Source organism: Aminobacter anthyllidis (assembly GCF_018555685.1).
In the GTDB taxonomy this organism is placed as follows: Bacteria; Pseudomonadota; Alphaproteobacteria; order Rhizobiales; family Rhizobiaceae; genus Aminobacter; species Aminobacter anthyllidis.
Genome location: NZ_JAFLWW010000009.1, coordinates 74,221 through 100,297 on the forward strand (window position 1 = coordinate 74,221; position 26,077 = coordinate 100,297).

At 63.8% G+C, this 26,077-nt stretch carries 25 protein-coding genes; 13 read left to right on the plus strand and 12 right to left on the minus strand.

The genetic code is table 11. The features are described 5' to 3' along the window. Positions 1-8: 8 nt before the first annotated feature. Positions 9-977, minus strand: coding sequence for a malate dehydrogenase (gene mdh, locus J1C56_RS25465; RefSeq protein ID WP_214392794.1), 969 nt, complete (start codon positions 975-977; stop codon positions 9-11). Between the two features lie 217 nt (positions 978-1,194). Here mdh and J1C56_RS25470 point away from each other — a divergent pair, with 217 nt between their 5' ends. After that, a complete protein-coding gene (locus J1C56_RS25470) occupies positions 1,195-1,653 on the plus strand; it encodes a GNAT family N-acetyltransferase (protein ID WP_338001504.1) in 459 nt (152 codons plus the stop codon). 307 nt (positions 1,654-1,960) lie between these two features. On the opposite strand, the gene J1C56_RS25475 is transcribed toward J1C56_RS25470, so the two are convergent. The 3 genes from J1C56_RS25475 to acnA form a co-directional block, all read right to left on the minus strand. Further along, positions 1,961-2,638 carry an outer membrane protein gene (locus tag J1C56_RS25475; RefSeq protein WP_214392795.1) on the minus strand — a complete coding sequence of 226 codons (678 nt, stop codon included), beginning with the start codon at positions 2,636-2,638 and terminating at the stop codon, positions 1,961-1,963. A gap of 1,387 nt (positions 2,639-4,025) precedes the next feature. Beyond that, positions 4,026-4,865: a hypothetical protein gene (locus J1C56_RS25480; protein ID WP_214392796.1), complete on the minus strand. Its 840-nt coding sequence runs from the start codon at positions 4,863-4,865 to the stop codon at positions 4,026-4,028. Positions 4,866-4,980: 115 nt separating this feature from the next. Beyond that, positions 4,981-7,671: an aconitate hydratase AcnA gene (acnA, locus tag J1C56_RS25485; protein WP_214392797.1), complete on the minus strand. Its 2,691-nt coding sequence runs from the start codon at positions 7,669-7,671 to the stop codon at positions 4,981-4,983. 285 nt (positions 7,672-7,956) lie between these two features. Here acnA and ccmA point away from each other — a divergent pair, with 285 nt between their 5' ends. The 5 genes from ccmA to J1C56_RS25510 all read left to right on the plus strand — a co-directional run bounded on the left by ccmA (position 7,957) and on the right by J1C56_RS25510 (position 11,326). After that, positions 7,957-8,571: a heme ABC exporter ATP-binding protein CcmA gene (gene ccmA / locus J1C56_RS25490; RefSeq protein ID WP_214392798.1), complete on the plus strand. Its 615-nt coding sequence runs from the start codon at positions 7,957-7,959 to the stop codon at positions 8,569-8,571. Positions 8,572-8,787: 216 nt separating this feature from the next. Beyond that, positions 8,788-9,453, plus strand: coding sequence for a heme exporter protein CcmB (gene ccmB / locus J1C56_RS25495; protein ID WP_214392799.1), 666 nt, complete (start codon positions 8,788-8,790; stop codon positions 9,451-9,453). Between the two features lie 120 nt (positions 9,454-9,573). Continuing rightward, a complete protein-coding gene (gene ccmD / locus J1C56_RS25500; RefSeq protein WP_214392800.1) occupies positions 9,574-9,738 on the plus strand; it encodes a heme exporter protein CcmD in 165 nt (54 codons plus the stop codon). Beyond that, complete coding sequence (locus J1C56_RS25505; RefSeq protein WP_214392801.1) at positions 9,735-10,310, plus strand: DsbE family thiol:disulfide interchange protein; 576 nt, start codon at positions 9,735-9,737, stop codon at positions 10,308-10,310. The genes ccmD and J1C56_RS25505 overlap by 4 nt, the downstream gene beginning before the upstream one ends. A 125-nt stretch (positions 10,311-10,435) precedes the next feature. Further along, positions 10,436-11,326, plus strand: coding sequence for a bile acid:sodium symporter family protein (locus tag J1C56_RS25510; RefSeq protein WP_214392802.1), 891 nt, complete (start codon positions 10,436-10,438; stop codon positions 11,324-11,326). A 120-nt stretch (positions 11,327-11,446) separates the two neighbouring features. On the opposite strand, the gene J1C56_RS25515 is transcribed toward J1C56_RS25510, so the two are convergent. The 6 genes from J1C56_RS25515 to dapF all read right to left on the minus strand — a co-directional run bounded on the left by J1C56_RS25515 (position 11,447) and on the right by dapF (position 17,011). After that, positions 11,447-11,614 (minus strand): hypothetical protein, encoded by a 168-nt coding sequence (locus J1C56_RS25515; RefSeq protein ID WP_184768241.1) that lies wholly within the window; start codon positions 11,612-11,614, stop codon positions 11,447-11,449. 172 nt (positions 11,615-11,786) lie between these two features. Beyond that, the gene (locus tag J1C56_RS25520) at positions 11,787-12,401 is read right to left on the minus strand and encodes a pyridoxamine 5'-phosphate oxidase family protein (protein ID WP_214392803.1); all 615 of its coding nucleotides are present in this window, start codon (positions 12,399-12,401) and stop codon (positions 11,787-11,789) included. An 8-nt stretch (positions 12,402-12,409) separates the two neighbouring features. Then, entirely contained in the window at positions 12,410-13,063 is a 654-nt protein-coding gene (locus tag J1C56_RS25525; protein WP_214392804.1) for a septation protein A, read from the minus strand. Between the two features lie 3 nt (positions 13,064-13,066). After that, the gene (gene ftsY, locus J1C56_RS25530) at positions 13,067-14,830 is read right to left on the minus strand and encodes a signal recognition particle-docking protein FtsY (protein WP_214392805.1); all 1,764 of its coding nucleotides are present in this window, start codon (positions 14,828-14,830) and stop codon (positions 13,067-13,069) included. 13 nt (positions 14,831-14,843) lie between these two features. Continuing rightward, entirely contained in the window at positions 14,844-16,127 is a 1,284-nt protein-coding gene (gene mtaB, locus J1C56_RS25535) for a tRNA (N(6)-L-threonylcarbamoyladenosine(37)-C(2))-methylthiotransferase MtaB (RefSeq protein WP_214392806.1), read from the minus strand. Beyond that, a complete protein-coding gene (gene dapF / locus J1C56_RS25540) occupies positions 16,127-17,011 on the minus strand; it encodes a diaminopimelate epimerase (protein WP_214392807.1) in 885 nt (294 codons plus the stop codon). The genes mtaB and dapF overlap by 1 nt, the downstream gene beginning before the upstream one ends. 220 nt (positions 17,012-17,231) lie before the next feature. Here dapF and J1C56_RS25545 point away from each other — a divergent pair, with 220 nt between their 5' ends. Continuing rightward, on the plus strand, positions 17,232-17,777 hold the full coding sequence (locus J1C56_RS25545) for a protease inhibitor Inh/omp19 family protein (RefSeq protein WP_214392808.1): 546 nt from the start codon (positions 17,232-17,234) through the stop codon (positions 17,775-17,777). A 129-nt stretch (positions 17,778-17,906) separates the two neighbouring features. Continuing rightward, positions 17,907-19,094 (plus strand): cell division protein ZapE, encoded by a 1,188-nt coding sequence (gene zapE, locus J1C56_RS25550; RefSeq protein WP_214392809.1) that lies wholly within the window; start codon positions 17,907-17,909, stop codon positions 19,092-19,094. Here the strand turns inward: zapE and J1C56_RS25555 are convergent. Further along, a complete protein-coding gene (locus J1C56_RS25555) occupies positions 19,080-19,805 on the minus strand; it encodes a ceramidase domain-containing protein (protein WP_214392810.1) in 726 nt (241 codons plus the stop codon). The genes zapE and J1C56_RS25555 overlap by 15 nt on opposite strands. A gap of 200 nt (positions 19,806-20,005) precedes the next feature. On the opposite strand from J1C56_RS25555, the gene J1C56_RS25560 reads away from it, so the two are divergent. The 4 genes from J1C56_RS25560 to J1C56_RS25575 all read left to right on the plus strand — a co-directional run bounded on the left by J1C56_RS25560 (position 20,006) and on the right by J1C56_RS25575 (position 23,204). Further along, positions 20,006-20,785, plus strand: coding sequence for a DUF1223 domain-containing protein (locus J1C56_RS25560; protein WP_214392811.1), 780 nt, complete (start codon positions 20,006-20,008; stop codon positions 20,783-20,785). 384 nt (positions 20,786-21,169) lie between these two features. Further along, positions 21,170-21,556 carry a DUF2794 domain-containing protein gene (locus J1C56_RS25565; protein ID WP_115730154.1) on the plus strand — a complete coding sequence of 129 codons (387 nt, stop codon included), beginning with the start codon at positions 21,170-21,172 and terminating at the stop codon, positions 21,554-21,556. Positions 21,557-21,669: 113 nt separating this feature from the next. Next, positions 21,670-22,188: a GNAT family N-acetyltransferase gene (locus J1C56_RS25570; protein WP_214392812.1), complete on the plus strand. Its 519-nt coding sequence runs from the start codon at positions 21,670-21,672 to the stop codon at positions 22,186-22,188. Beyond that, the gene (locus J1C56_RS25575; RefSeq protein WP_214392813.1) at positions 22,185-23,204 is read left to right on the plus strand and encodes a histone deacetylase family protein; all 1,020 of its coding nucleotides are present in this window, start codon (positions 22,185-22,187) and stop codon (positions 23,202-23,204) included. The genes J1C56_RS25570 and J1C56_RS25575 overlap by 4 nt, the downstream gene beginning before the upstream one ends. 6 nt (positions 23,205-23,210) lie before the next feature. On the opposite strand, the gene J1C56_RS25580 is transcribed toward J1C56_RS25575, so the two are convergent. Continuing rightward, the gene (locus J1C56_RS25580) at positions 23,211-23,762 is read right to left on the minus strand and encodes a DUF308 domain-containing protein (RefSeq protein ID WP_214392814.1); all 552 of its coding nucleotides are present in this window, start codon (positions 23,760-23,762) and stop codon (positions 23,211-23,213) included. A gap of 234 nt (positions 23,763-23,996) precedes the next feature. On the opposite strand from J1C56_RS25580, the gene J1C56_RS25585 reads away from it, so the two are divergent. Beyond that, positions 23,997-26,066: a putative bifunctional diguanylate cyclase/phosphodiesterase gene (locus tag J1C56_RS25585; RefSeq protein WP_214392815.1), complete on the plus strand. Its 2,070-nt coding sequence runs from the start codon at positions 23,997-23,999 to the stop codon at positions 26,064-26,066. Positions 26,067-26,077 lie beyond the last annotated feature (11 nt).

Below are 26,077 nucleotides of genomic sequence, written 5' to 3' on the forward strand. Positions count from 1 at the left end.
CGTGTCCCTTACTTCTTGCCGAGGTTCGGCGCGATCGCGACGCAGGCTTCGCACAGGCCCTTGACGGCTTCGACCGACTTTTCGAACATCTTCTGCTCGGCCTTGTTGAAGTCGATCTCGATGATGCGCTCGACGCCACCGGCACCAATCACCACCGGAACGCCGACATACATGTCCTTGACGCCATACTGGCCCGACAGGTGCGTTGCGCAAGGCAGCACGCGCTTCTTGTCCTTGAGATAGGCCTCGGCCATGGAAATCGCCGAGGATGCCGGCGCGTAGTAGGCCGAACCGGTCTTGAGCAGGCCGACGATCTCGCCGCCACCCTTGCGGGTGCGCTCGACGATGGCGTCGAGCTTGTCCTGGCTGGTCCAGCCCATCTTGATCAGGTCCGGCAGCGGAATGCCGGCAACCGTCGAATAGCGCACCATCGGCACCATGTCGTCGCCGTGGCCGCCGAGCGTCATGGCGCTGACGTCCTCGACCGAAACCTTGAACTCTTCGGCCAGGAAGTGGCGGAAGCGCGCCGAGTCGAGCACGCCGGCCATGCCGACGACGTGGCTCTTGGGCAGGCCCGAAAACTTCTGCAGCGCCCAGACCATGGCGTCGAGCGGGTTGGTGATGCAGATGACGAAGGCCTTGGGGGCATACTTCTTGATGCCGGCGCCGACCTGTTCCATGACCTTGAGGTTGATGCCCAAGAGGTCGTCGCGGCTCATGCCGGGCTTGCGCGGCACGCCTGCGGTGACGATGCAGACATCGGCGCCTTCGATGCCGGCATAGTCGTTGACGCCGGTGAAGCGCGAGTCGAAGCCGTCGACCGGCGAAGACTGGGCGATATCGAGGCCTTTACCCTGCGGGGTGCCTTCGGCAATATCGAACAGGACCACGTCGCCGAGGTCCTTGAGGCCGATCATATGGGCGAGCGTGCCGCCAATCATGCCGGAGCCGATGAGGGCTATCTTGTTACGTGCCATGAAGGAATTTCCCTTTGCCTTTAACGACGCCGTGGCGGCGGGGTGGAGTAGGTTTGGGCCAGAGAGGCCGCGAGAATGCAGCCAGAAATAGCGGCTCGCAATAGCTCCGTGGCCAGAAAAATTCAACCGATTATTTCAACCTCAACTTTTTCAATCGGTTAGAAACAATGGGATTTACGTAAACGTCAAAATTTTGTGACGGCTTTACGAAGAAAAGGTGAAGACCACGATGCCATCCATCGAGATCCGCAGGCTCCGGTCGGGCGACGAGCACCTGCTCGACACCGTCGCCGACGATGTCTTCGACGAGCCGGTCGATCATGCCCGCCTGACGGCCTGTCTCGCTTCCCCTGGCCACCTTCTCTTCGTCGCCCTCGATGAGGGCCAGGTTGTGGCGCAGGCGGCCGCCATGGTTCACCGCCATCCTGACAAGCCGAGCGAACTGTATGTCGATGAGGTCGGCGTCTCGCCCGCCTGGCAGCGCCGCGGCATCGCCAACCGGCTTGTCGACGCGCTCTTCGCCGCCGGCCGCGAACTGGGCTGCGCCGAAGCCTGGCTCGGCACCGAACCCGACAACCTCCCCGCCCGTGCCCTCTATGAGAGGCGCAAGGAACCAGCCGGTCCGGCGGAGACGTTTGTCATGTATGTCTATGATCTCGGCGAGGGCTCTAGATAGGGGAGCATCGATGCCGGCCTGATCTCCCCGCATGCGGGGGTTGAGATGCGGTCCGCGCAGCGGACCAAAAGCCGACTGCTTGGCTTTTCGAGCATCGAACGCCGGTACGGCAGAGGGGCGAGAGGGAACGAGACGTTCAAAAGTTGCAGTTCAACCCATCCACGCCCGGGACGGTTCGGCGCCTTGGCGTGAAGAGTTTCTCGAAGCCGCGGCATTTCTTTCGTGCAACCTGCCAAGGCACTCAGCAACCCTGATCAAGCAAAACCCCGGCGCGAGGCCGGGGCTTTGGTTCGCGGCGGAGCCGCGCTCAGAACTTGTAGGCGACGCCGAGGCGAATGTCGTGTGTCTTCAGCTCCGCCGTCGCAAACGACGACAGGTCGAAGTCGCCGAAGTCGGTGTAACGGTACTCCACGCGGCCGATGAGATTGTCGGTGAATGCGTATTCGACACCGGCACCGAGCGTCCATCCGACCATCGTGTCGCCAACGATCGGGCTGATCCGGACACCGTCGTCGGTGGCGTGGACGTTGACATCAGCGAACGCCACGCCGCCGGCAAGGTAAGGCAGCAGCCGGTCCATCGCATAGCCGACCTTCACACGCGCCGCGCCGGACCAGTTGAGCTCGTACACGTCGCCGATCACGGGTGGCGGCAAGGGCGTGCCTGATCCATCATACGCCTGCCCGAAACCATCGGCATTGCTCCAGGCAAGGTCGGCTTCGATACCGATCACGACCTGGTTTGCCAGCTGATGGTTGTAGCCCGCATAAACGCCGCCAAGCCAACCAGCGACATCCGGCTCGGAATTCCAGCCGGTTTCAGCCGAAGTCCGCCCGTTGCCCCAGAGATGGCCAGCCTGCACGCCAACATAGCCGCCGGTCCAGACAAAGCCATCGACCGGCTGCACCGACGTCGCATCCGCAGCCATTGCCACACCGCTGGACAGGGCAAGCAGCCCCGCCGCCCCAAGCGTCATCAACCTCATTGAACCTGCTCCCCGTCAATCTCGACCCGCCACAACGGGGTCCTTCAGTTCGGCAGATGTCCCGGCGGCAGCCGTCAGGACAATACGGCATATGGCGTATTTCGACGTGTCGTTGACCGTGTCGGCTTGCGTTCGGTGACTTGCTAACCGCACCCGCTTCCGCCTGAGCGCAAGACTTCACAGCGGCTGTTTCTGCTTCGCTGGTTCGGTTGAATCGCATTGGGCAGGCAGAGCGTGGAGAGATTATCCACGTTGCGTGGATTTCTTGGCGTCTTTGGGCTCCCAATTTCACCATCGCGATCCTTCACACCCTCTCTGGCCTGGCGGCTCCGGTGGGTGGCGGAACCTCAACGGCATGGATCCCCGGGTCTCCGCACGTCGCTTCGCTCCTGCTCCGCCCGAGGATGACGAAGGCATGTTGGCTTTCGGCTAACCTCCAAGGTTGGCACTTGGCGGGAATTTCCGGGCAACTAGCAAGGCAGTGCCGTAGCAATGGACGGAAACGTTCTGCGAGCCGCCGCCGTCGGTGATTGGCCGCGGACCCCAATGCCTTCGTCATCCTCGGGCGGAGCAGGAGCGAAGCGACGTGCGGAGACCCGGGGATCCATGCCGTGAAATGGCAACTGCTGCTGCGGTCCAATGCTACCCAATCTTCCGCGCGCTTGTCACCATCTGTCACCAACCCGCGTGGATAGCCGCCCCCATTTCTCCACGCCCTGAAAACCTGCCGTACAATTCCCCCATCGCCCTTACGGGATCTGGTGCGCACCGGGTATCAGGGAGGGCGGCGGTGACCTCCCGCCACTGCTACGGTAGCCGTGGCTCCGAGGGCCCGACGACAGGTCGGCGTTTTCCGGTGTGAGCCTCACAAGGCCAGCGCGGCGGGAAGATGCGGAGAAGCAGCGGCGATTGTCCATGGAATGTACATGGAGCGGCGCTGTGACCGGCCAACCTCGGGACAGACACCGAGCGGGGCGCGAGTTCGCGCCACTAACATACTATCGGAAGGCACGGCCTCGCGCCCCGCTTCCCGACTGCTCCCCTAAACCGGGAGTGCTCTTTGACAATGGCCAGACCGGAAACGGGGCGGGGCAGTGAACAAGTGCGCTTCCTTCTCCCCGTCACTATACGGAGAGAAGGTCCCGGCAGGGGGATGAGGGGCAGCGCCAACGCCACTGCACGGGACGCCCGCAACCCGTCCGCCGTCATCCCGACCGAGCGAAGCGAGCGCCTGAAACCATGACGGACTATCGTGAAGCACGGCCGGCTCCTCGCCCAGACAGCCCTTCACGAGCGCAGCCCTCATCCTGAGCCTGTCGAAGGATGACAAAATCAGTCCGAAACAGGCGCCGCTACCCTACCCCGGACCTCGGCGCCTGCCGGCAGCTCATAGCCTCGGCTGTATGATCAGGGTTTTCAGCCTGTCGTTCAGTGTATCGATTTGCCTGTCCCGCAAGATTTCGGCGGGGCTCGTCGCGTCAGCACCGGTCCTGCCTCCACCCGCGCCCTTGCGACCGCCGCTTCGAATGATCTCGGCAAGTGCCTCGAGGCTTTTCGGATCGATCTTCGTCGTCCTCTCCGAAGGCATGTCCGCGAATACAATCGTGATTTCAGCGCTTTGGGCGGCGGTGAAGCCGAGTCCCGGAGATATCGTTCCGGGTGTCAGGAACGAAAAGGCAAGTCCGTTGCGGCCAAAAACGACAGACCCATTCCTGTAGTAGGTCATCTCGGAAAGATACGAACTTGCTGCCTTATCCTCCACCCGCGCAGACACCGACTTGTACCAGGCGAGCAGACTCAGCCTGCTGAGGTCGTAGGCACCGGTGCGGCCCCGGTCGCATTTGGATTCGTCCGGGACAACGGTATCGCCCATGACGACCGTTCCAGTTTCGTCGATGCGGCCAGACAAACCAGCCGATGCGGAAACTAGATCCGCCCTGCCGATCCCATATTTTTCAAGCCCCAATGAAAAACCGGCATCTCTGTTGAACTGTCCATTTATCTTCACGACAATATTGGCTTGTCGCTTCATCGCGACATTGCCGTCATAAAAGAACTTGGCAGATGTTGTTTCACGCCGATCATATGCGATCACATCTTCGACTTCACATCGAAGCCCCCCGACAAGCGCGCCATAGTTGACAGAACCAGTGGAAACAAAGGCGCCGCCATTGGCACATCCGGACAACAGAAGTCCGCTCGCGAAAACGCGCAGATAAGCTCTCATTGTACTCTCCCCTCTCCCAGGGAAAATACAACGCCTAATTGTATACTTGTGCAACAAAAAAAACCGCCGGAGCTTGCGCCCCGGCGGTTTGTTTCACGTGAGTCCGGCGAAGCGCTTACGCGGCGAGGTCGCGCAGCACGTACTGCAGGATGCCGCCGTTCTTGTAGTAGTCGAGCTCGTCCAGCGTATCTATGCGGCACAGGATCGGGACATCCTTCACCGAACCGTCGGCGAAGGTGATCTTGGCCACCATCTTCTGGCGCGGCTTGATCGTCTCGAGGCCTTCGATCGTCACCTGCTCGTCACCCTTGAGGCCGAGCGTCTTCCAGCTCGTGCCCTCTTCGAAGGTGAAGGGGATAACGCCCATGCCGACAAGGTTCGAGCGATGGATACGCTCGAACGACTGGGCGATGACAGCGCGGACGCCAAGCAGGTTGGTGCCCTTCGCCGCCCAGTCGCGCGACGAACCGTTGCCGTATTCGACGCCGGCGAAGATCACCAGCGGTGTGCCTTCGCTGCGGTACTGCATGGCCGCGTCGTAGATCGGCAGCTCTTCCTTGCTCGGGTAGTGGAAGGTGTAGCCACCTTCGCGGCCGTTCTCGCCCAGCATGTGGTTGCGGATGCGGATGTTGGCGAAGGTGCCGCGCATCATCACTTCATGGTTGCCGCGACGCGTGCCGTACTGGTTGAAGTCGGCAACGCCGACGCCGTTGTCGGTCAGGTACTTGCCGGCTGGCGAAGCCGCCTTGATCGAACCGGCCGGCGAGATGTGGTCGGTGGTGATCTTGTCGCCGAACAGGCCGAGCACGCGCGCGCCCTCGATCTTGCCGATCTGGGCCGGCTTCGAGCCCATGCCGACGAAGTAGGGCGGGTTCTGCACATAGGTCGACTTGTCGTCCCAGGCATAGGTCTGGCCTTCAGGTGCCTTAACGTTCTGCCAGTTCTCGTCGCCCTTGAAGACGTCGGCATATTTGCGGGCAAACAGCTCGCGGGTGACGTTTTCGGCGATGAACTGGTCGATCTCCACATTGGTCGGCCAGATGTCCTTGAGGAACACCGGATTGCCGTCGCGATCCTCGCCCAGCGGCTCGGTGGTCAGGTCCTTGGTCACCGAACCGGCGAGCGCGTAGGCGACGACCAGCGGCGGCGAAGCAAGATAGTTCGCCTGCACGTCTGGCGACACCCGGCCTTCGAAGTTGCGGTTGCCCGAAAGCACGGCCGCACCGATCAGGCCCTTGTCGTTGATGGTCTTGGAGATCGGAGCCGGCAGCGGGCCGGAGTTGCCGATGCAGGTCGTGCAGCCGAAGCCGACGAGGTTGAAGCCGATCTGGTCGAGCTCCTTCTGCAGGCCGGCCTTCTCGAGATACTCGGCCACAACCTGCGAGCCGGGCGCCAGCGAGGTCTTGACCCACGGCTTCTGCTTCAGGCCGAGACGGTTGGCGTTGCGGGCCAGCAGGCCGGCACCGATCAGCACGCTCGGGTTCGAGGTGTTGGTGCAGGACGTGATCGCCGCGATCACCACGTCGCCATGGCCGAGATCGAAGTTTTCGCCTTCGACGGCGTAGCGCTTCGACTGGTCGACGGTCTTCTTGTACTCGGCTTCGAGAGCGGTCGCGAAGCCCGAGGCGATGCCTTCGAGCGGGATGCGGCCTTCGGGACGCTTCGGGCCGGCCATCGACGGCACGACGCTTTCAAGGTCGAGCTCGAGCAGGTCGGTGAAGACGGGGTCGGCCGACGAGGTGTCGCGCCACATGCCCTGCGCCTTGGAATATTCCTCGACGAGCGCGATGCGGTTTTCGGCGCGGCCCGACATGTTGAGGTAGCGGATGGTCTCGGAATCGACCGGGAAGAAGCCGCAGGTCGCGCCGTACTCAGGCGCCATGTTGCCGATGGTGGCGCGGTCGGCCAGCGTCATGTTCGACAGGCCGGGGCCGAAGAACTCGACGAACTTGCCGACGACGCCCTTCTTGCGCAGCATCTGGGTGACGGTCAGCACCAGGTCAGTGGCGGTGACGCCTTCCTTCAGCCTGCCGGTCAGGCGGAAGCCGATGACTTCCGGCAGCAGCATGGAAACGGGCTGGCCAAGCATCGCTGCTTCGGCCTCGATGCCGCCGACGCCCCAGCCGAGCACGCCCAGGCCGTTAACCATGGTGGTGTGCGAATCGGTGCCGACGCAGGTGTCGGGATAGGCGGTCGTCACGCCGTCCTCGGTGTTCGTCCAGACGGTCTGGGCGAGGTATTCGAGGTTGACCTGGTGGCAGATGCCGGTGCCGGGCGGCACGACGCGGAAGTTGCGGAACGCCTGCTGGCCCCACTTCAGGAACTTGTAGCGCTCTTCGTTGCGCTCGTATTCGAGCTCGACGTTGCGGGCAAAGGCCAGCGGCGTGCCGAATTCATCGACGATGACCGAGTGGTCGATGACGAGATCGACAGGCACCAGCGGATTGATCTTCTGCGGGTCGCCGCCGAGCGCGGCAAGGCCGTCACGCATCGCGGCAAGGTCGACAACGGCGGGAACGCCGGTGAAGTCCTGCATCAGGACGCGGGCCGGGCGGTAGGCGATCTCGACGCCGGCGGTGCCCTTGTCGGTCAGCCAGCCGGCAACCGCCTGGATGGCTTCCTTGGTGACGGTGCGCCCGTCTTCGTTGCGCAGCAGGTTTTCGAGCAGCACCTTCATCGAATAGGGCAGCTGCGAAATGCCGGTCAGGCCGTTCTTCTCGGCCTCGATGAGGCTGTAATAGACATAGTCGGTACCAGCCGCAGTAAGGGTGCGGCGGCAATTGAAACTGTCGATTGATTTGGACACGTGCGATCCATCCTTGTCTGTTCAGCCTGAAAGGGAACGGACTCCGATGGGCATGCAATCACGCGCAAAGGTGCGGGTACGGCCATTTCCGCTGTCCGGTCCCAAGCAACCCGAGCCGTTCAAGGCGGCGCGTGCGCTGGTTCGGCGCAAATTCTGTTTCCATGCCGACCGCTGGCATGGTCGAGTGGCATATAGAGAATTTATTGGAATAGTTCTAGACCGAGATTCGCCTATTTTGCTGCGACGCAAAGTGGCGGCGACAAGACTTTCGGCGATGGGGAACGAATGCGGCTGATCGCCGAAAATCTCAGCGGAGAACGCGGCGGCGAGGCGGTTTTCGACGGCATCGGCTTCGTGCTTGCTGACGGCGAAGCACTTGTGGTCACCGGTCCCAACGGCTCGGGCAAGTCGACCCTGCTGCGCGTCATAGCCGGGCTCCTGCCACACAGCCACGGCCGAATCGCTTTCGAGGGCGACAGCGAGGACTTTCCGACAGTCGCCTCGGCCTGCCACTATCTCGGCCACCAGAACGCGATGAAGGCTGCGCTGACCGTGCAGGAGAACCTGCAGTTCTGGCGCGACTTCTCCGGCAACGGCAGGCTCGGCATCTCGGATGCGCTCGAAGAGGTCGGTCTCGGCGGCCTCGGCCACCTGCCCTTCGGCTACCTCTCGACCGGCCAGAAGCGTCGCGCCGCCATCGCCAAGCTGCTCATCAGCCACCGCCCGGTCTGGCTGCTCGACGAGCCGACCTCGGGCCTCGACAAGGCATCCGACGCGCGCTTCGCAGCGCTGATGCAGGACCATTGTGCCGCTGGCGGCATCATCATAGCAGCCACCCATCTGCCGCTCGGGCTGGAGGGGGTGAAGACGCTGGAGATGGGGCGGGTGCATGCTTTATAGCTCCGCGATCCTTCGCACCCCCCTCTGTCCTGCCGGACATCTCCCCCGCATGGGGGGAGATTGGCAGCTCCAGCCTCGTCGTCACTTCTGCAACGTTGGCGATTGGCGATGGCCGGCCCACAGCGTGATCTCCCCCCTTGCGGGGGAGATGTCCGGCAGGACAGAGGGGGGTGGGAAGAAGCGCCACCTGTCCGCGCAGATCGCCGGAGCCGCAACATGCTAGCCCTCTACCTTCGCGATCTACGCATGGGCGTCCGCGCCGGCGGTGGGGCGCTGACGGGCGTGCTGTTCTTCCTGGCCGTGATCGTCACCATCCCCTTCGGCGTCGGCCCCGACCTCAACCTGCTCGCCCGCATCGGCCCGGCGATTCTGTGGATCGGCGCCCTGCTCGCCAGCCTGCTCGGCCTCGACCGGCTGTTCCAGGCCGACCGCGAGGACGGCTCGCTCGATCTTCTCGTGCTCAATGCCGACCGGCACATGCTGGCGCTGACTGTGTTCGTCAAATGCCTGGCACACTGGACCGCAAGCGTGCTGCCGCTTGTCATCGCTGCTCCGCTGCTTGGGCTGTTCATGAACATGTCACCGCTCGGCATCGGCGCGGCGGCGCTCACTTTGCTCGTCGGCACCCCGGCCATCGTCTTCATTGGCGCAGCCGGGGCTGCCGTCACCGTCGCCCTGCCGCGTGGCGGGCTCTTAATCTCGGTGCTGGTGCTGCCGCTGGTCATCCCGGTGCTGATCTTCGGCGTGACCGCCGCCTATGGCGCGGTCAACGATCCCGACCCGTTCACCCCGCCTTTCATGATTCTCTGCGCGCTGACCATGTTCCTGGCCGTCATCGGTCCGCTGGCCGCGGCGGTCGCCTTGCGCTCGGGCACCGACTGATCACGATCACTTCAACCGTGGCGGTGCGGCGCGGCGTCCGATTGCATCGCCGCTGGCCCGCCGCTAAGTGAAGGGAATGCTCGGAAACAGCGACATGACCACGTCTTGCCAGGGTGCCCGATGAGCGCACACGCCCTCTATGTCACCGCCGCCTACGGCGTCTCGGCACTTGCCATCGCCGGGCTGATCATCTGGATCCTGGCCGACCAGCGCGCCCGCAAGCGCGAAATGGCCGAACTCGAAGCCGCCGGCCATCGCCGCCGCTCGGACAAGGCCAAGGCATGAGCATCGACAGCCAGAAGCCGGCCCGGCCGCGCAGGATCTTCGTGATTTTGCCGCTGCTGATCTTCCTGGCGCTTGCCGGCGTGTTCCTGGCGCAGCTGTTGTCTGGCCGCGACCTGACCGCGGTGCCATCGGCGCTGATCGGCCAGACGGCACCCAAGACCGAGTTGCCGCCGCTCGAAGGCCTCTCGTTGCCGGGTCTCAACTCGGCTGATTTCGCCGGCAAGGTAACGCTGGTCAATGTCTGGGCGTCGTGGTGCGCGCCGTGCCGCGAGGAGCATCCGGTGCTGGTCGAATTGTCCAGGGACCAGCGCTTCTCCATCGCCGGGCTGAACTACAAGGACAAGCCGGAGAATGCCCGGCGCTTCCTTGGCGATCTCGGCAATCCGTTCAAGGCAATCGGCGTCGACCAGAATGGCCGCACGGCGATCGACTGGGGCGTCTATGGCGTGCCCGAGACGTTCCTCGTCGGCAAGGACGGCAAAGTCGCCTTCAAGCATGTCGGGCCGCTGTCGCCCGAGGCCGTCGCCGCCACGCTGATGCCGGCCATCGAAAAGGCGCTCGCAGCGCAGTAATCGCCCAATATCGGCAGACTTTTCGCGACACGTGCGAATCGTCTGGATTTGCACTACATTTTCATACAGCCGCTGGGGAGAGGCACGCCGCGACGACGCGGCAAGCGGCTGCCGGGGAGGCGTAAATGCAAGACAGTTCCGCGCTCATCATTTTTCTGCCGCTGGCGCTCGGCGTCATCATGCTCGGCCTTGGCCTGTCGCTGACAACAGACGATTTCCGCAACGTCCTGCAAAAACCCAAGGCAGTATTCGTCGCATTGCTCTGCCAGACCGTCATCCTGCCGCTGGCCTGCCTGGGCATCGTCTATGTCTTTGGTCTCGAGCCGGCGCTGGCGGTCGGCATGATGCTTTTGGCGGCCAGTCCGGGCGGCACCTCGGCCAATCTCTACAGCCATCTGGCCGACGGCGATGTGGCGCTGAACATCACGCTGACGGCGATCAATTCGGCCCTGTCGATCCTCACACTGCCATTGATCGTCAACTGGTCGCTGGCGCATTTCATGTCGGGCGACCAGGCGATTCCACTGCAATTCGCCAAGGTGGTGCAGGTGTTCGTCATCGTGCTCGGCCCCGTGCTGATCGGCATGTGGCTGCGCAGCCGTTTCCCCGCCTTTGCCGAACGCATGGCCCGGCCGGTGAAGATCTTCTCGATGCTGTTCCTGTTCGCTGTGGTTGCCGTAGCACTGATCCAGGAATGGGAGACGCTGAAAAGCTGGGGTCCGATCGTTGGCCTCGCCGCGCTCGCCTTCAACCTTGTCAGCCTCGGGGTGGGCTACTTCGTGCCACGCGCGGCGGGCGTTGAAAGACGCCAGGCAACCGCGATCGGCATGGAGATCGGCATCCACAACGGCACGCTGGCAATCGCCATCGCGCTGAGCCCGCTGCTGCTGAACAACGCGACGATGGCGGTTCCGGCGGCGATCTACGGGCTGATCGCCTTCATCACCGCTGCGATCTTCGGTTATTGGCTGAAGCGGGCTCATGCCAGCGTGACGGCGGCAAACCCGGCGCATTGAGCCGACAAGCGACGCGAGCGCCGGAAACAGAAAAGGCGCTTGCGGCATGCCCATGGGGTGCCCCTCGCGCCTTGTCGCAACGGCCGGTCAGATACCGGCCGGCCTGATAATGGTTAGGTCTTAGCCGTAAACGTGCTTGTAGGCCTGGTACAGCATCTCGCTGCGGTCGGCGCGCATGTCGGCCAGGTCACGGCCGGAGAAGCCGTCGATCTCGGCGACGAGGCGCTTGTAGTGCTTGCGCTTGGAAGCGCTTTCGCGGGCACGGCTCAGAAGGTTGTCAAAAAACATGGCAGGTTCCTTTCATCGCGCCGCAAGATGCGGCGAAAACTGACCTCCCTGATCAATCTGATGATGACATAGGAACTGCCGCGCAGCAAAATAAGATGCTGCAATGCAGCAATGCGCTCGACGCATGACAGGTTAACGAGGCTTAACGCCGCTGCATGGATTGCGCGCGGACCTACCACATGGTCTTGCGGTAGGCCTCGTCGAGCGAACGGTCCAGCGTCTCGGCATTGTCGGCGAGCGCCAGCTGGTCGCGCAGGATCTGCCCGAGCGTCGGCAGGCTGCCCCGGTCGCGCCAGGTGCCGGGCGCCCACAGCTCCGAGCGCATGAACGCCTTGGCGCAGTGCATGTAGGCAGCCTTGACCGAGACGACCATGACCGTGACCGGCGGCTTGCCCTCGGCGGCGAGCTGCTCGCGCAAGGCCGGATCGGCTGTCAGGCGCGCATCGCCATTGATGCGCAGCGTCTCGTTCATGCCGGGAATGAGGAACAGCAAGCCGACAGCCGGATTGACCAGAACGTTTTCGAGCGTGTCGAGCCGGTTGTTGCCCGGCCGGTCGGGAATGGCGATGGTGCTGTCGTCGAGCACCGCCACGAAGCCCGGCTTGTCGCCCTTCGGCGTGACGTCGGCATTGCCCTTGTCGTCGGATGAGCCGATCAGCACGAACGGGCTGCGCGCCAGAAAACTGCGGGCGTGATGATCAAGGCGGCGAAGTTCCTTCTTCACCGCGCCGTCGCCCGGCGCCCGGTAGTGCTGGCGCAGCGCCTCGCGGTCGGTGATGAACTCCATGATGTCCCCTATTTCGAAGAATGCTCGTCCAGCGAATGGCGCATGATGAGCGGCATCTGGCTGAAAGTGAAGAGCAAGGTTATCGGCATGATGCCCCAGACCTTGAACGCCACCCAAGTGTCGGTCGAAAAGGACCGCCAAACAACTTCGTTGACCACGGCAAGGAACAGGAAGAACAGGCCCCAGCGGAAGGTCAGCTTGCGCCAGCCTTCGGCATCGAGGCGGAAGGCCGATGCGAAGACGTATCCGAGCAACGACTTGCCGAACCACAGCCCGCCAAGCAGGATCACGCCGAACAGCGTGTTGACGATCGTCGGCTTCATCTTGATGAAGACGTCGTCCTGGAGATAGAGCGTCAGCGCGCCGAAGACGAAGACCACCACGCCCGAGACCAGCGGCATGATCGGCAGCGAGCGGGTCAGCAGCCACGACGCGATCAGGGCAGCAGCCGTTGCCGCCATGAACAGGCCGGTGGCGATGAAGATCGGCCCGCCGAGTTCGGCCAGCGTGGGAAATTTCTGCGCCAGCCATTCGCCACGCGCATTGGCGAAGAAGAATACGACCAGCGGCCCGAGTTCCAGCACCAGCTTGAGCAGCGGGCTAACGTCTTCCTTCTTGGTCGTCGGGTCCGAGGGATCGCGTTCGAGGATAGGTGCATTCATAGGTCAGGCGACTCCTGCGATCGCCTTGGCGAAATCGCTTGCCGAAAAGGGTTCGAGATCGTCGACCTGTTCGCCGACGCCGATGAAATAGACCGGCAGCTTATGTTTGGCGGCGATTGCGACCAAAATACCGCCGCGCGCCGTGCCGTCGAGCTTTGTCATCACAAGGCCGTTGACGCCGGCGATGTTGCGGAAGATCTCGACCTGGTTGAGCGCGTTCTGGCCGGTAGTGGCGTCGACCGTCTGCAGCACCGTGTGCGGCGCCTCGGGGTCGAGCTTGCCAAGCACGCGCACGATCTTTTCGAGCTCGGCCATCAGCTCTGTCTTGTTCTGCAGGCGCCCGGCCGTGTCGATGATCAAGACATCCGAGCCAGCTTCCTTGGCCTTCTCGAACGCGTCATAGGCGAGGCCCGCGGCATCAGCGCCGAGCTTCGAGGCGATTACCGGCGACTTGGTGCGTTCGCCCCAGATCTTGAGCTGCTCGATGGCCGCGGCACGGAAGGTGTCGCCGGCAGCGAGCATGACCGAGAGCCCGCCTTCGGTGAGCTTGGCAGCGAGCTTGCCGATGGTGGTGGTCTTGCCGGTGCCGTTGACGCCGACGACCAGAATGACATGCGGCTTGTGCGACAGGTCGAGCTCCAGCGGCACCGCGACATGCGTCAAGACCTTTTCGATCTCGACGGCCATGATCGAACGGACTTCGTGGTCGGATACGTCCTTGCCGTAGCGGGTGGAAGCGAGTGCATCGGTGACGCGCAATGCAGTCTCGACGCCGAGATCGGCGCGGATCAGCACGTCTTCGAGGTCCTGCAGCGTGTCTTCGTCGAGCTTCCGCTTGGTGAAGATGCCGGCGATGTTGCCCGACAGCTCCTTCGACGAGCGCGACAGGCCCTGGCGCAGGCGCTGGAACCAGCTCTGCCTCGGCGCAGGCGCGGCCACTTCCACGACCTCGGCCTTTTGCTCGACCTTCTTCTGGACCGTGACCTTGCCGGCGGAGGGCTTTGGAGCAGGAGCTTCGGCAACGGGCGATGGCTGGGCGTCCTCTCCCCCCTTGAGGGGGAGATGGTCCGAAGGACCAGGGGGGATCGTCTCCGCCACGCTCGGCGTCGCGTCAGACGATCCAACGACCCCACCCGGCCGTTGCGCGGCCACCTTCCCCTCAAGGTGGAGGGGAATCGCAGGCGCAACCGGCTCAGGCTCGGGAGCGCGCATCGTCGGCTCGGGTGCCAAAGGTGCTGGTTGGGCGGGAACCTCCTCGGGCACCTCCGGAACTGACGGTTCTTCCGGCAGGACCGGAACCTCCGCCGGCGCAGGCTCGGGCTCGACCGGGCTCGGTGCAGGCGCTGGCTGCTCGGCAGGCTTCTCGGGCTCGGGCGCAGGAACTTCCGGCGCTGGCTCGGGTTTTGGCTCTTCCGGCGGGGCGGGCTGTGGCGCAGGCTCGACCGGGACTGGCTGCTCGGCGGGCTTCGGTTCCGGCACAACAGGCTGCGGCGTTTGAGGCGCGGTCTCTTCCCCCTCCTTGAGGGGGAGATGGTCCGCAGGACCAGAGGGGGTCACCTCCAACTCGGCGACGACACCACCCCGATCGACTTCGTCGATCGACCCTCCCCTCAAGGGGGAGGGAGTCTCGGCTGGCGCCTCTTCCGCCGGCCTCAATGCTTTCAGCGCGTCGAAATTCAGCGGCGGCAGGACTTCGTCTTCGGCCGGCTGCTCGACAGCTTCCTTCTTGCCGAAGGAAAAGACTTTCTTGATGAACCCGAATGCCATGCGGTCGCTTTCGTCAGGCCGCGCGTGCGGCGGCTGGTGCCGCTGTGAGCCGCTCGCCGTCATGTCCGACGATGTCGACCTCTATGATTTCGCCTGACACACCCTGATCGAGTGCGACGAGCGTGAAGCCTTCCGTCCGCCCGAGCCCCTCGCGCTCGACAAGCACCTGCTGGCGCGAGCCCTTGAGGCTTTCGAGATGGCGCTTGTAGGCGGCATCGCCGGTGGCGCGCAGGCGCGCGGCGCGCTGCTTGACGATGTCGCGGCGGACCTGCGGCATGCGCGCGGCGGGCGTGCCCTCGCGCGGGCTGAAAGGGAAGACGTGGAGATGAGTCAGCCCGCACTCCTCGACGATCCTGATCGAATTTTCGAACATCTCGTCGGTTTCGGTCGGGAAGCCGGCGATGATGTCGGCACCGAAGACGATGTCGGGGCGCAGCTTGCGCACATCGGCGCAGAACTGGATCGACTGGTCGCGCAGGTGCCTTCGCTTCATGCGCTTCAAAATCATGTCGTCGCCCGACTGCAGCGACAGATGCAGATGCGGCATCAGCCGGCTTTCGGTGGCAACCGCTTCGAGCAGGTCGTCGTCGGCCTCGATCGAATCGATGGAGGACAGGCGCAGGCGGCGCACGTCAGGCACCTGGCGCAGGATCGTTTTGACCAGCTTGCCCAGACGCGGCGCGCCGGGAAGGTCGGCGCCGTAGCTGGTCATGTCGACGCCCGACAGCACCACTTCGGCATAGCCGTTGCCGGCGAGGCGCTTGATCTGCTCGACGACAGCGCCCATCGGCACCGAGCGCGAATTACCCCGGCCATAAGGAATGATGCAGAAGGTGCAGCGGTGGTCGCAGCCGTTTTGGACCTGGACGAAGGCGCGCGCCCTGCCCTCGATGGCGTCGACCAGATGCCCCGCCGTCTCGCGCACGGAAAAGATGTCGTTGACGCGGGCCTTCTCGAAATCGTTGACGCCGAAATCGGGCAGCGCCCGGTAGTTGTGCGACTTGAGCTTTTCCTCGTTGCCGAGCACGAGGTCGACCTCGGCCATGTCGGCGAAGGCGGTGGGATCCGTCTGGGCGGCACAGCCGGTGACGATGATGCGCGCGTCCGGGTTCTCGCGCCGCGCCTTGCGGATCGACTGCTTGGCCTGGCGCACGGCTTCGCTGGTGACCGCGCAGGTGTTGAAGATGACGGCGCCGCCCTTGAGCTCTTCCAGCCCGGCGGCCTTGGCCTCGCGCTTCATCACCTCTGACTCGTAGGTGTTGAGGCGGCAGCCGAAGGTGACGACATCCACCGCCATCAGGCGACGTCCTGCTGGTCGCGGCGCCAGGCGCCGGTGGCCGGGTTGAAGCTGCCGGAGAATTCCCACTCGGCCGGGCCGGTCATGACAACGTGGTCGTCGGCGCGCCAGTCGATCTGAAGCGTCCCGCCACTCGGCACGGTCACGGTTACGCTACGGCCAGTGCGGCCGGTACGCGCGGCGGAGACGGCAGCGGCACAGGTGGCCGAACCGCAGGCCAGCGTCAGGCCGGCGCCGCGCTCCCAGGTGCGCAGGTTGAGCGTCTCGCTTGATGTCACCTGGGCGATCGAGATGTTGGCACGCTCGGGGAAGATCGGATGGTTTTCGAGCAGCGGGCCGAAGCGGTCGAGGTCGTAGGACCAGACGTCGTTGTCGACCCAGAAAATGGCGTGCGGATTGCCCATCGAGGCGACCGAAGGCGAATGCAGCACCGGCGCGTCGATCGGCCCGATCTGCAACTCGATGGCACGCGTGTCGCGAAACTCCTCGGCCAGCGGAATGTCCTGCCAGCCGAAGCGCGGAATGCCCATGTCGACTGAGATCAGGCCGTCCTCATGCTCTTCTGCATTGAGGATGCCGGCGACGGTCTCAAACGTGAACACCTTCTGCCGCGTCTCGGCGGCAAGCGCCTGCACGACGCAGCGCGTGCCGTTGCCGCAGGCCTGGGCATGGGTGCCGTCGGAATTGATGATCTCGATGTAGTTGATTGTGCCCGGCGTGCGCGGGTCGTGGATCGCCATGATCTGGTCGAACTTGGTCGCCGGATCGGCAGCCAGCGCAATCGCCGCGGCAGGCGTGACGCGGTCGGCGCGGCCGCGCATGTCGGCAACGATGATCTCGTTGCCGAGCCCGTTCATCTTGGCGAAAGGGGCCTCAATGGCCATGGTCGGTAAGTCTCGCGGCTGTTTGGGGCCTATATGGCGGAAACATCGTCGAATTACCAGTCTCGCGGCACGCTGGCTTATTGAGACAATTTTGCAACAATTTCATACGCAAACCCTATTTTAACCATATCAGGTTGAAATTCTGCCAACTTCGCCGCTTTAGAGGCGAACTGTCGATCGCGCGGGGGCGCCCCCAGAACTGCCCCACGGAGGGAATGCAATGGCTTTTTCGAAAACCGGCCTGCTGGCCGCATCGCTGGTGGCGCTTCTGGCTGCCGCCGGCTGTAACAGCACGCGCCTTTCGTCGATGGACACCCAGCCGGCTCCGCTGCCCGCGGCGCCCGCCGGCACGGTGACCAGCGGCCAGTTGCCGCCGCCCTCGGCACCGGGTGCTGCCGGCGCCTCGCAATTCCCGGCTGCTCCGCAGCAGCAGACCCAGGTCGCCGCCCTGCCCGCCGACGGTGGCGCCGCCGCCGCCAACGCGCCCGACATCACCGCAACCAGCGTGGCAGGCGTGTGGAGCGCTTCGGTTTCCGGCCAGAGCTGCAAGGTGGCAACGCCGCAGACCAAGTTCGGCCAGGGCTTCCGCGCCGGTCCGCTGCGCTGCCCGGCCCCGATCGATGGCGTCAAGTCGTGGAACGTCGCCGGCAAGCAGCTGACCCTGTTCGATGAAGCCGGCTCGCCGCTGGCCAGGCTCTATCAGTCGGGCGAAGGCCGCTTCGACGGTCAGACCTCCAACGGCCTGCCGATCTCGCTCAACCGCTGATGCATGACCTCCGAAAATCGACATCGATTTTCGGACAGGATCATGCGTAGACTTTTGGCGACACAGCGTCCGTTGCGCGTCCGACTGGGCGCGCAACGCTGCAAAGGCTTTCGAATTCCAGAGTGAACCATGCACGTCCGTGACGGCCTACAGACCCATGTGACCGTCCGGCAGCGTTATGACCATCTGGTCGAGACCGGCAGTATCCGCCGCGATCCGGCGCAGCTTGCGATCGTTGCCGCGCTCGACAGGCTGATCGACGAGATTTCCGACAAAAGGCTGGCACGCAAATCAAGTGCGCTCGGCTGGCTGTTCGCCAAGCGCAAGCCGCAGCATGAGCCGGTGAAGGGCCTCTACGTCCATGGTGGCGTCGGCCGCGGCAAGACCATGCTGATGGACATGTTCTTCGAGCTGGTGCCGGTCAAGCACAAGCGCCGCGTCCATTTCAACGACTTCATGGCCGACGTGCACGACCGCATCCAAAAGCAGCGGGCGGCGCGCAAGAACGGCACCTCGCGCGACGACGACCCGATCCCGCCGGTGGCGGCAGCCCTTGCCGAAGAGGCGTGGGTGCTGTGTTTCGACGAATTCTCGGTCACCGACATCGCCGACGCGATGATCCTGTCTAGGCTGTTTTCGGCGCTGTTTTCGCTCGGCGTCGTGCTTGTCGCCACCTCCAACGTCGCGCCCCGCGATCTCTACCGCGACGGCCTCAACCGCCAGCTGTTCCTGCCGTTCATCGGCATGCTCGAACAGAACACCGCAGTACTCAATCTCGACGCCGACACCGACTACCGGCTCGAAAAGCTCGACCGCGTCCCGGTCTATCTCAGCCCGCTGGACGAGGCAGCCGACAAGGCGATGGACAAGACCTGGGCAAAGGTGACCCAGGGCGCAACCGCCGAACCGGCCACCGTCGCGGTCAAGGGCCGCAAGGTCGCCGTGCCGGCCGCCGTCGCCGGCTGCGCGCGCTTCGCATTCGCTGATCTGTGCGAAAAGCCGCTCGCGGCGCGCGACTATCTCGCGATCACCGCGCACTACAAGACCATCTTCGTCGACCACGTGCCTGTCCTGGCGGAAGCCAACCGCAACGAGGCCAAGCGTTTCATCCTTTTGGTCGACACGCTCTACGACCAGCATGTGCGCCTTGTGATCAGTGCCGCCGCGACGCCCGACAAGCTTTATGCCGGCAAACGCGGCCACGAGGCGTTCGAGTTCGACCGGACGTCGTCGCGGCTTATCGAGATGCAGGGCGCCGAATGGCTCGACGGCTGGGCCGAAAGGCACGCCGAGCCAGCGGCTTCACTGGCCGGATAAGGCACCGCCGGCCGTCATGCGTGCACGATTTTCATCGCCTGCCTGCCCGGTACGCGGCTTGCCATAGCGCGTCGTCGCGGCAAGCAACACGCCGAGCATCAGCCCGTTGAGGACGTGCCACATGAAATGCGAGCCAAGCGGGAAGGCATCGCAGACAATCGGATCGATGACCCTGAAGGTGACGGAACCGAGGAAGATCCCCGCGGCGACGATGTTGTACCAGCCGGCACGACTGCCCGTGGCGATGACCAGGCCGCCGAAAAAGACCAGCGCCAGGAACGGCGGCAGGTAGCCGGTGGTGCCATTGGAGGCCACGCGCAACCAGTCCGGCACCATATAGGTGAGGAAGCCGACGGCAACGTAGAAGCCAAGGAAGATGGCAAGCGCCCTTGGCCAGCCCATGCCGGCAAAACGGCGGAGATTGAACAGCGTATAGGCGAGCGTGAAGCCGGCGATGGGGATGATGTCGGCCCATTTCGTGCCTTCGGTGGCAAAGGTGTGGAACAGCGTCGAGCCTATGCCGATCGCCACCACCCACCAACCGAGCAGCTCGGCGAAAGTGCCGGCTTTGCGCCGCCGCGCCTCGTAGACACCCCACAAGCCGGCAGCGAAAAAGGCGAGATTGCTGACGGCATTGAGCGGCTCGGCCCACAGACCGATGTCAGTGCGCTCGCAATAGAGATCGAGATGTTGGCTGAATTGTTCCAGCATCACCTTGCCTTACAAGGACTCAATTCTACCGCCACGAGGCAATTTTCATAACGGTAATTTGTCCCGACAGCCTGACGCAACGGAAACTCCACTTGTTGAAAATTTCACCGCAACGTGACTTCCCGTTGAATGGCGCTTCTGCCACATATTTCAGCAATCACGAAAAAGCCGGTGACGCCGGCTGAGGATCTGGATCGGTCATGGAGTTTCGCAGATATTTTCGGCTGGCGGCCGTGGCGCTGGCCTTTGCCGGGTTTGCCGGCGCAACGCATGCCGACACGACAATCAAAGCCAAGGCAGCGGCGCGCCCGCTCGGCGTCATTGAGCTCTTCACCAGCCAGGGCTGCAACTCGTGCCCGCCGGCCGACGAACTGTTTGCCAAGTTCGCCGCACAGGACGACATGGTCGCGCTCGCCTATCACGTCACCTACTGGGACTATCTGGGCTGGCAGGACAAGCTCGGCAGCAACGACAACACCGAACGGCAATATGCCTATATGCGCGCCTTCGGCGCACGATCGGTCTACACCCCCCAGGCCGTCATCAATGGCCGTACACATGTCAACGGCGCCAAGAGTGAGGATGTGACCGGTGCGCTCGACAAGCTCGCCGAGACCGGCCAGGGCATGAATGTCGACCTCAATGTCACCGATAATGGCGACACCTTCACCATCGAGGTCGGCGCCGCGAAGGGCCCGGCCAGCCCCGCCCATGTGGTGGTCGTGCATTACCAGCCGCCGCAGGTCGTCGACCTGCAGAAGGGCGAAAACAAGGGCCGCAGCGTCACCTACTGGAATGCCGTGACCGACCTGCACACCGCCGGCATGTGGCACGGCCAGACGCAGCGGTTCGAGCTGCCCAAGAGCGAAGTGGAAAAGAAGGGCGGCTGCGCCGTGCTGTTGCAGGCTGTCGGCAAGGACGGCGTGCCCGGCCCGATCCTCGGCGCTGCGGTGGTGCGCAAGCCGGCGCCGGCGCTGTAAAGCAAAAAAGCCGACGCAGGCTTGTGGCCAGACGTCGGCTTCAGATTTTGGGATCGTCGCACCTGGTCCTGAAAAGGAACCGAGGTTGGTTCGATCCGACTCTAGCCCGTGGGCGGGGGGCTTGGGGTTTACGAGCCGGTGCCGGACCGAACCGTCTCAGGCAACGAGGGTAAATTCGTCGGACAATGGGGCGTCAGCGCGGATAAAAAACGGCAGGAATGTGGCGAGTCATCACCAATTCCGACAGTCTGTCTCGCAAACGTTACCGCAACGGCAAGCCAGCCTACACTGTTCATACAAGCGTTGCTTCGCCGTTCCGGGTTGCAATTCGGGTGCGAATGCGCGATTCTTTAGCCGAAGTCATGTTCTGCAAGGGAACGATGGATGACTGATCGCGCTGCCGGAGCGGAGGATGGCGAGACATCCGCGGTCTTGATCCCGCTCCATGAAGCCCGTAGGGAGCGCCAAGACCTCCCCGTGGCATTCGAGAGACGGGAACTCGACCAGATTCTCAGGCTGTACGGACGCATGGTTGCCGCCAATGAGTGGCGCGACTACGCCATCGACCATCTCAGCGACCGCGCCGTGTTTTCAGTCTTTCGCCGCACCAGCGAAACCCCGCTGTTCCAGATCGTCAAGGATCCCAAACTCGCCCGCAAGCAGGGCGCCTTCTCGGTCATTGCGGCCGGCGGCCTGATCCTCAAGCGCGGCCATGAACTTGCCCGCGTGCTCGGTGTCTTCGACAAGCGGCTGAAGGTAGTGGAAGCCTAGAGCCTCAACGCATCGGGCCATGGCGGCGCAATGCTTGCGGCCAGACGCTGAATCCCCTCGCCACCACTGGCTCGGATGCTATCAATTCCGCTTCCCGAAGCGGAACCGCGCGAATGAATACCACAGCATCCGAGGCGCAAACCGTCACCATCCGTCCGGCGACATCGGACGATGCGCCGTTGCTGATGAGGGCGATCATCGGCCTTGCCGCGCATGTCGGCGAGGCTGACGGCGTAGCCTGCACCGAAGACGACCTCAGGCGTTTCGGATTTGGCGAAAACCCGGCCTTCGAGGCAGTGATTGCCGCAGTAGACGGCACATTTGCCGGCATGTGCCTGTTCTTTCCTGTTTTCTCGACCTGGTACGGCCGCCCCGGCGTCTTTGTGCAGGACCTGTTCGTCGACAGGCAGTTCCGCAGCCTTGGCATCGGCGAACGGCTTTTGCGCCATGTCGCCGGGCTTTGCCGCGACAAGGGCGGCGTCTACATGCGGCTGGCGGTCGATGACGACAACGCGCGGGCGCATCCCTTCTACACCAGGCTCGGCTTTGCCTGGACGAGCGACCAGAGATCCTACATTGCCAGCGGACAGACATTCGCGGCGCTGAGCGAAACGACGGGGGGGCCCAAATGAAGACCTTCTATGCCGAGGAGCAGAAGCGCCACGATCCCAAGGCTTTCCTGTCGATGGGGGCGCAAAAGCCCAATCCGGAACAGCCCGAGCGCGTCGAGCGCCTGCTTTTGGGCGCGCGTGCCGCGGGTTCGGCGATCCACCGCCCCGCCAATTACGGCCTCGGCCCGATCGCGGCCGTCCACACGCCCGAATACATCGAGTTCCTGACCCATATCTTCGAGCGCTGGCAGCGCATGGAGGGTGCGTCGGCCGAAGTCATTCCCAACATCCATCCCTTTGCCCGCAACGGCAGCTATCCGGCGGGTGCCGCAGGCCAGGCCGGATACCACATGGCCGACACCGCCTGCCCGATCTCGGCCGAAACCTTCGACAGTGCCTGCTGGAGCGCCTGGAGCGCGGTTGCCGCGACCGAGGCCGTGCTGTCAGGCGAACCGGCGGCCTATGCACTATGCCGTCCGCCCGGCCATCACGCCTTTGCCGACGTTGCCGGCGGCTTCTGCTTCTTCAACAATTCGGCCATCGCCGCGCAGCGGCTGCGGGCGACGGCCTCGCGCGTGGCCATCCTCGACGTCGACCTGCATCACGGCAACGGCACGCAAGGCATCTTTTACGCGAGATCGGACGTGTTGACCGTGTCGCTGCATGCCGACCCGAGCCGCTTCTACCCATTCTTCTGGGGCCATGCCGACGAGCGCGGCGAAGGTGCCGGCCTTGGCTACAACTACAACCTGCCATTGCCGCGCAAATCGGGCGACGCCGAGTTCCTCGAAGCGCTCGACCACGCTATCAGCCGCATCCAGGCCTTTGCGCCTGACGCACTTGTCGTGGCGCTCGGGCTCGATGCCTTCGAAGGCGACCCGTTCGGCGGCCTGTCGGTCACGACGCCGGGTTTTTCGCTCATCGCCCAAGCGATCGCCAGGCTGGGCCTGCCGACGGTCATCGTCCAGGAGGGCGGCTATCTCTGCGACGCGCTCGGCGATAATTTGACCGCCTTCCTCACTGGTTTTGCCAGTTAGAACTGATCACCGCGCCGCACGAATGCTCCAGGCGCGGTAGAACAGCAGCAGCGCGTAGGCGAGCATCAGGATCATGGCGATGCGCAGCAGCGTTTCCGCGCTTGAGAGCGGCACGAACATCAATGCCAGGCCGAAGGCGGCATAGACCGCGCCACCGACGAGCGTTGGCCACAGCCGCGCCTGCCGCTCGCTATCGAGGAAGCTCGATGCCATCTCGATCAGGCCGACAAGCAGAGCCAGGAGGCCGACGATCCATGTCAGCGCCGACAAGGTGAAGATGCTGGTCAAAAGGCCGCTGGCGATGACGATAACGCCTGCGGCAATCGACAGCAGGTTGCGGACCAGCCCAAGCGTCTGGCCGGTCGTGCGTGGTGGCGAGCGGTCGAGCGTGACCAGGCCCAGAACGCCATCGACAAGCAGCAGGCCGCCGCCGACCATCACCAGCAATTGCACCGCCTGGGTCGGATAGAAGAAGGCGACCAATGCCGCCGCCGCAATCAGAACTCCCCGTAACGCGGTCAGCGTTGCGTCGAACCGCTTGCTCTTGCCCTCGGCCATGCCCTGCTCCTTAAACTGAGACAACCATTTGTCGAAGAAAAGAGCGCGGTTCGCAACCACGTTGCAGCGATCCGGCCATCGGCGGCGAACACCTCAGGCCGGTACGCAGACCATCGCGCAATTCGCGCACCGCGTGAACAAAACCATCCCTAAATTAGGAATTTCTTTCATCTTTCAGGAGGAGACTTGCCCAGGGCCCGACCGGACAGTCTCGGCGGGCATGGGGGCGTGGCAATGTTCAAGGTCATTTCCTGTCTTGCTTACGAGCATGACTATTCGTTCGTCGTGGTCGCCGCGATTGTCTGTATTGCCGGCGCGGCCATGACTATTCGGCTTTTCGAGCGCGCCTCTCGTCTCTCAGCCAACGCCCGCTCCTCTTGGATCATGCTTTCCGGCATCGCCTGCGGGGCTGCGATCTGGACCACCCATTTCGTTGCCATGCTTGGCTTCGAGCTGCCTTTCGAGGCGGCGTTCGATCCGCTTTTGACCATCGCCTCGCTTGTCATCGCCATCGCCTTCACCGCCGCCGGACTGCATCTTTCGGCGAGCCCGCCCAACGGACTGCCGGTGGAGGCAGGCGGCGCGGTGATCGGCCTCGGCGTCGTTGCCATGCATTTCACCGGCATGCGCGGTTTCGAGATCGCCGGCCGCATCGAATGGGATGCCAATCTTGTCGAGGCCTCGATCCTGTTTGCCGTGGCGTTCGGCGCGCTCGCCATGCATCTGGCGGCGCGGCAGCGCATCCGCCACGCCAAGCCGCTGTCGGTCTTGGCCCTGGTGCTCGCCATCTGCGCCATGCACTTCACCGCCATGGGTGCCGCCACCGTCGTGCCCGATCCTTCGGTGCCGGTGCCGACGAAAGTGTTTTCGAGCGAATTCCTGGCCGTGCTGGTGCTCGCCACCATGGCGATCATTGCCGGGCTGACGCTTTATGTGATGGATGCCAAGTCACAGCGCGAACTGGTCGACAGCTTCCGCCATGCCGCGCAGCACGACCCGCTGACCGGCCTGCCCAACCGCGCCTTCCTGTCCGAAAATCTGCCCGGCATGCTCAGGCGCAGCGCCGCTGCCGGCAAGGAAGCCGCTGTGATCGTCGTCGATCTCGACCGCTTCAAGGAGATCAACGATGTCCACGGCCACAACGCCGGCGACATGCTGCTGCAGACGGTGGCCAACCGGCTGAAGATCCTGACCGGTCCCGGCGAGCTGGTGGCGCGCGTCGGCGGCGACGAGTTCATCGCGGTCAAGCAGGGTATCTCGAGCAAGGAAGAGGTCGACCGCTTCGTGATCCGGCTGATTTCCGGCGTGCTCGACCCGGTGCAGAACAAATCCAAGACGCTGTCGGTCGGCGCCAGCATCGGCATCAGCCTGTTCCCGCACCATGCAAGCGATGCCGACGAGCTGATCGGCGCGGCCGACCTTGCCATGTACCGCGCCAAGCGCGCGGTGACCGACAAGGTCTGCTACTACGACCGCTCGATGGACGAAGGCCGCCGCGAGCGCAGCGCGCTGGCGATGGAGCTGCGGCACGCGCTGGAGCGCGACGAGTTCGAACTCTACTACCAGCCACAGCTCGACATGAAGAGCGGCGAGGTCACCGCCTATGAGGCGCTACTGCGCTGGCACCATCGCGAACGCGGCCTCGTGGCGCCGGAAGAATTCATCCCGATCGCCGAGGAAAACGGGCTGATCATCCCGATCGGGGAATGGGTGCTGACGACCGCTTGTGCCGAGGTTGCCGGCTGGCGCAAGCCCTACAAGGTCGCCGTCAACATCGCCGCGGCCCAGCTGGTCCAGGCCGACCTGGTCAAGGTCGTGCACGAGACCTTGCTTTCAACCGGCCTCTCCGCCTCGCGCCTCGAGCTCGAGATCACGGAAGCCAGCATCATCGAGGACCGCGACCGCGCTTTGCACGTGGTGCGCCAGCTGAAGGCGCTGGGAGTCACCATTGCCATGGACGATTACGGCGTCGGCTATTCGTCGCTGTCGACGCTGCAGATCTTCCCCTTCGACAGGGTCAAGATCGACCGCTCCTTCGTCGAGGACGTCGCCAATGACAGCGCGGCGGCGGCGATCGTCAGGGCGACGATCCTGCTCGCCAACGACCTGCGCATCCCCGTGCTGGCTGAAGGCGTGGAGAAGCGGGAGAACTTCGAGTTCCTGCGCGCCGAAGGCTGCACCGAGATGCAGGGCTTCCTGTTTGGCCGGCCGTTGCCGCTGTCGGAGATCGCAAGCCTCGTCGGCCGCAACGAAGCTCCAGGCAACATGCGCTCGGAGTTGACCCAGCGGTCGAGTGCGGCCTGAAACCCCGGAAG

What these genes read in the sequence shown, in the direction of transcription:
- mdh (WP_214392794.1), bottom strand. Translation starts at nt 977, where the DNA reads ATGGCACGTAACAAGATAGCCCTCATCGGCTCCGGCATGATTGGCGGC.
- J1C56_RS25475 (WP_214392795.1), bottom strand. Translation starts at nt 2,638, where the DNA reads ATGAGGTTGATGACGCTTGGGGCGGCGGGGCTGCTTGCCCTGTCCAGC.
- J1C56_RS25480 (WP_214392796.1), bottom strand. Translation starts at nt 4,865, where the DNA reads ATGAGAGCTTATCTGCGCGTTTTCGCGAGCGGACTTCTGTTGTCCGGA.
- ccmA (WP_214392798.1), top strand. Translation starts at nt 7,957, where the DNA reads ATGCGGCTGATCGCCGAAAATCTCAGCGGAGAACGCGGCGGCGAGGCG.
- ccmB (WP_214392799.1), top strand. Translation starts at nt 8,788, where the DNA reads ATGCTAGCCCTCTACCTTCGCGATCTACGCATGGGCGTCCGCGCCGGC.
- ccmD (WP_214392800.1), top strand. Translation starts at nt 9,574, where the DNA reads ATGAGCGCACACGCCCTCTATGTCACCGCCGCCTACGGCGTCTCGGCA.
- J1C56_RS25505 (WP_214392801.1), top strand. Translation starts at nt 9,735, where the DNA reads ATGAGCATCGACAGCCAGAAGCCGGCCCGGCCGCGCAGGATCTTCGTG.
- J1C56_RS25510 (WP_214392802.1), top strand. Translation starts at nt 10,436, where the DNA reads ATGCAAGACAGTTCCGCGCTCATCATTTTTCTGCCGCTGGCGCTCGGC.
- J1C56_RS25515 (WP_184768241.1), bottom strand. Translation starts at nt 11,614, where the DNA reads ATGTTTTTTGACAACCTTCTGAGCCGTGCCCGCGAAAGCGCTTCCAAG.
- J1C56_RS25520 (WP_214392803.1), bottom strand. Translation starts at nt 12,401, where the DNA reads ATGGAGTTCATCACCGACCGCGAGGCGCTGCGCCAGCACTACCGGGCG.
- J1C56_RS25525 (WP_214392804.1), bottom strand. Translation starts at nt 13,063, where the DNA reads ATGAATGCACCTATCCTCGAACGCGATCCCTCGGACCCGACGACCAAG.
- ftsY (WP_214392805.1), bottom strand. Translation starts at nt 14,830, where the DNA reads ATGGCATTCGGGTTCATCAAGAAAGTCTTTTCCTTCGGCAAGAAGGAA.
- mtaB (WP_214392806.1), bottom strand. Translation starts at nt 16,127, where the DNA reads ATGGCGGTGGATGTCGTCACCTTCGGCTGCCGCCTCAACACCTACGAG.
- dapF (WP_214392807.1), bottom strand. Translation starts at nt 17,011, where the DNA reads ATGGCCATTGAGGCCCCTTTCGCCAAGATGAACGGGCTCGGCAACGAG.
- J1C56_RS25545 (WP_214392808.1), top strand. Translation starts at nt 17,232, where the DNA reads ATGGCTTTTTCGAAAACCGGCCTGCTGGCCGCATCGCTGGTGGCGCTT.
- zapE (WP_214392809.1), top strand. Translation starts at nt 17,907, where the DNA reads ATGCACGTCCGTGACGGCCTACAGACCCATGTGACCGTCCGGCAGCGT.
- J1C56_RS25555 (WP_214392810.1), bottom strand. Translation starts at nt 19,805, where the DNA reads ATGCTGGAACAATTCAGCCAACATCTCGATCTCTATTGCGAGCGCACT.
- J1C56_RS25560 (WP_214392811.1), top strand. Translation starts at nt 20,006, where the DNA reads ATGGAGTTTCGCAGATATTTTCGGCTGGCGGCCGTGGCGCTGGCCTTT.
- J1C56_RS25565 (WP_115730154.1), top strand. Translation starts at nt 21,170, where the DNA reads ATGACTGATCGCGCTGCCGGAGCGGAGGATGGCGAGACATCCGCGGTC.
- J1C56_RS25570 (WP_214392812.1), top strand. Translation starts at nt 21,670, where the DNA reads ATGAATACCACAGCATCCGAGGCGCAAACCGTCACCATCCGTCCGGCG.
- J1C56_RS25575 (WP_214392813.1), top strand. Translation starts at nt 22,185, where the DNA reads ATGAAGACCTTCTATGCCGAGGAGCAGAAGCGCCACGATCCCAAGGCT.
- J1C56_RS25580 (WP_214392814.1), bottom strand. Translation starts at nt 23,762, where the DNA reads ATGGCCGAGGGCAAGAGCAAGCGGTTCGACGCAACGCTGACCGCGTTA.
- J1C56_RS25585 (WP_214392815.1), top strand. Translation starts at nt 23,997, where the DNA reads ATGTTCAAGGTCATTTCCTGTCTTGCTTACGAGCATGACTATTCGTTC.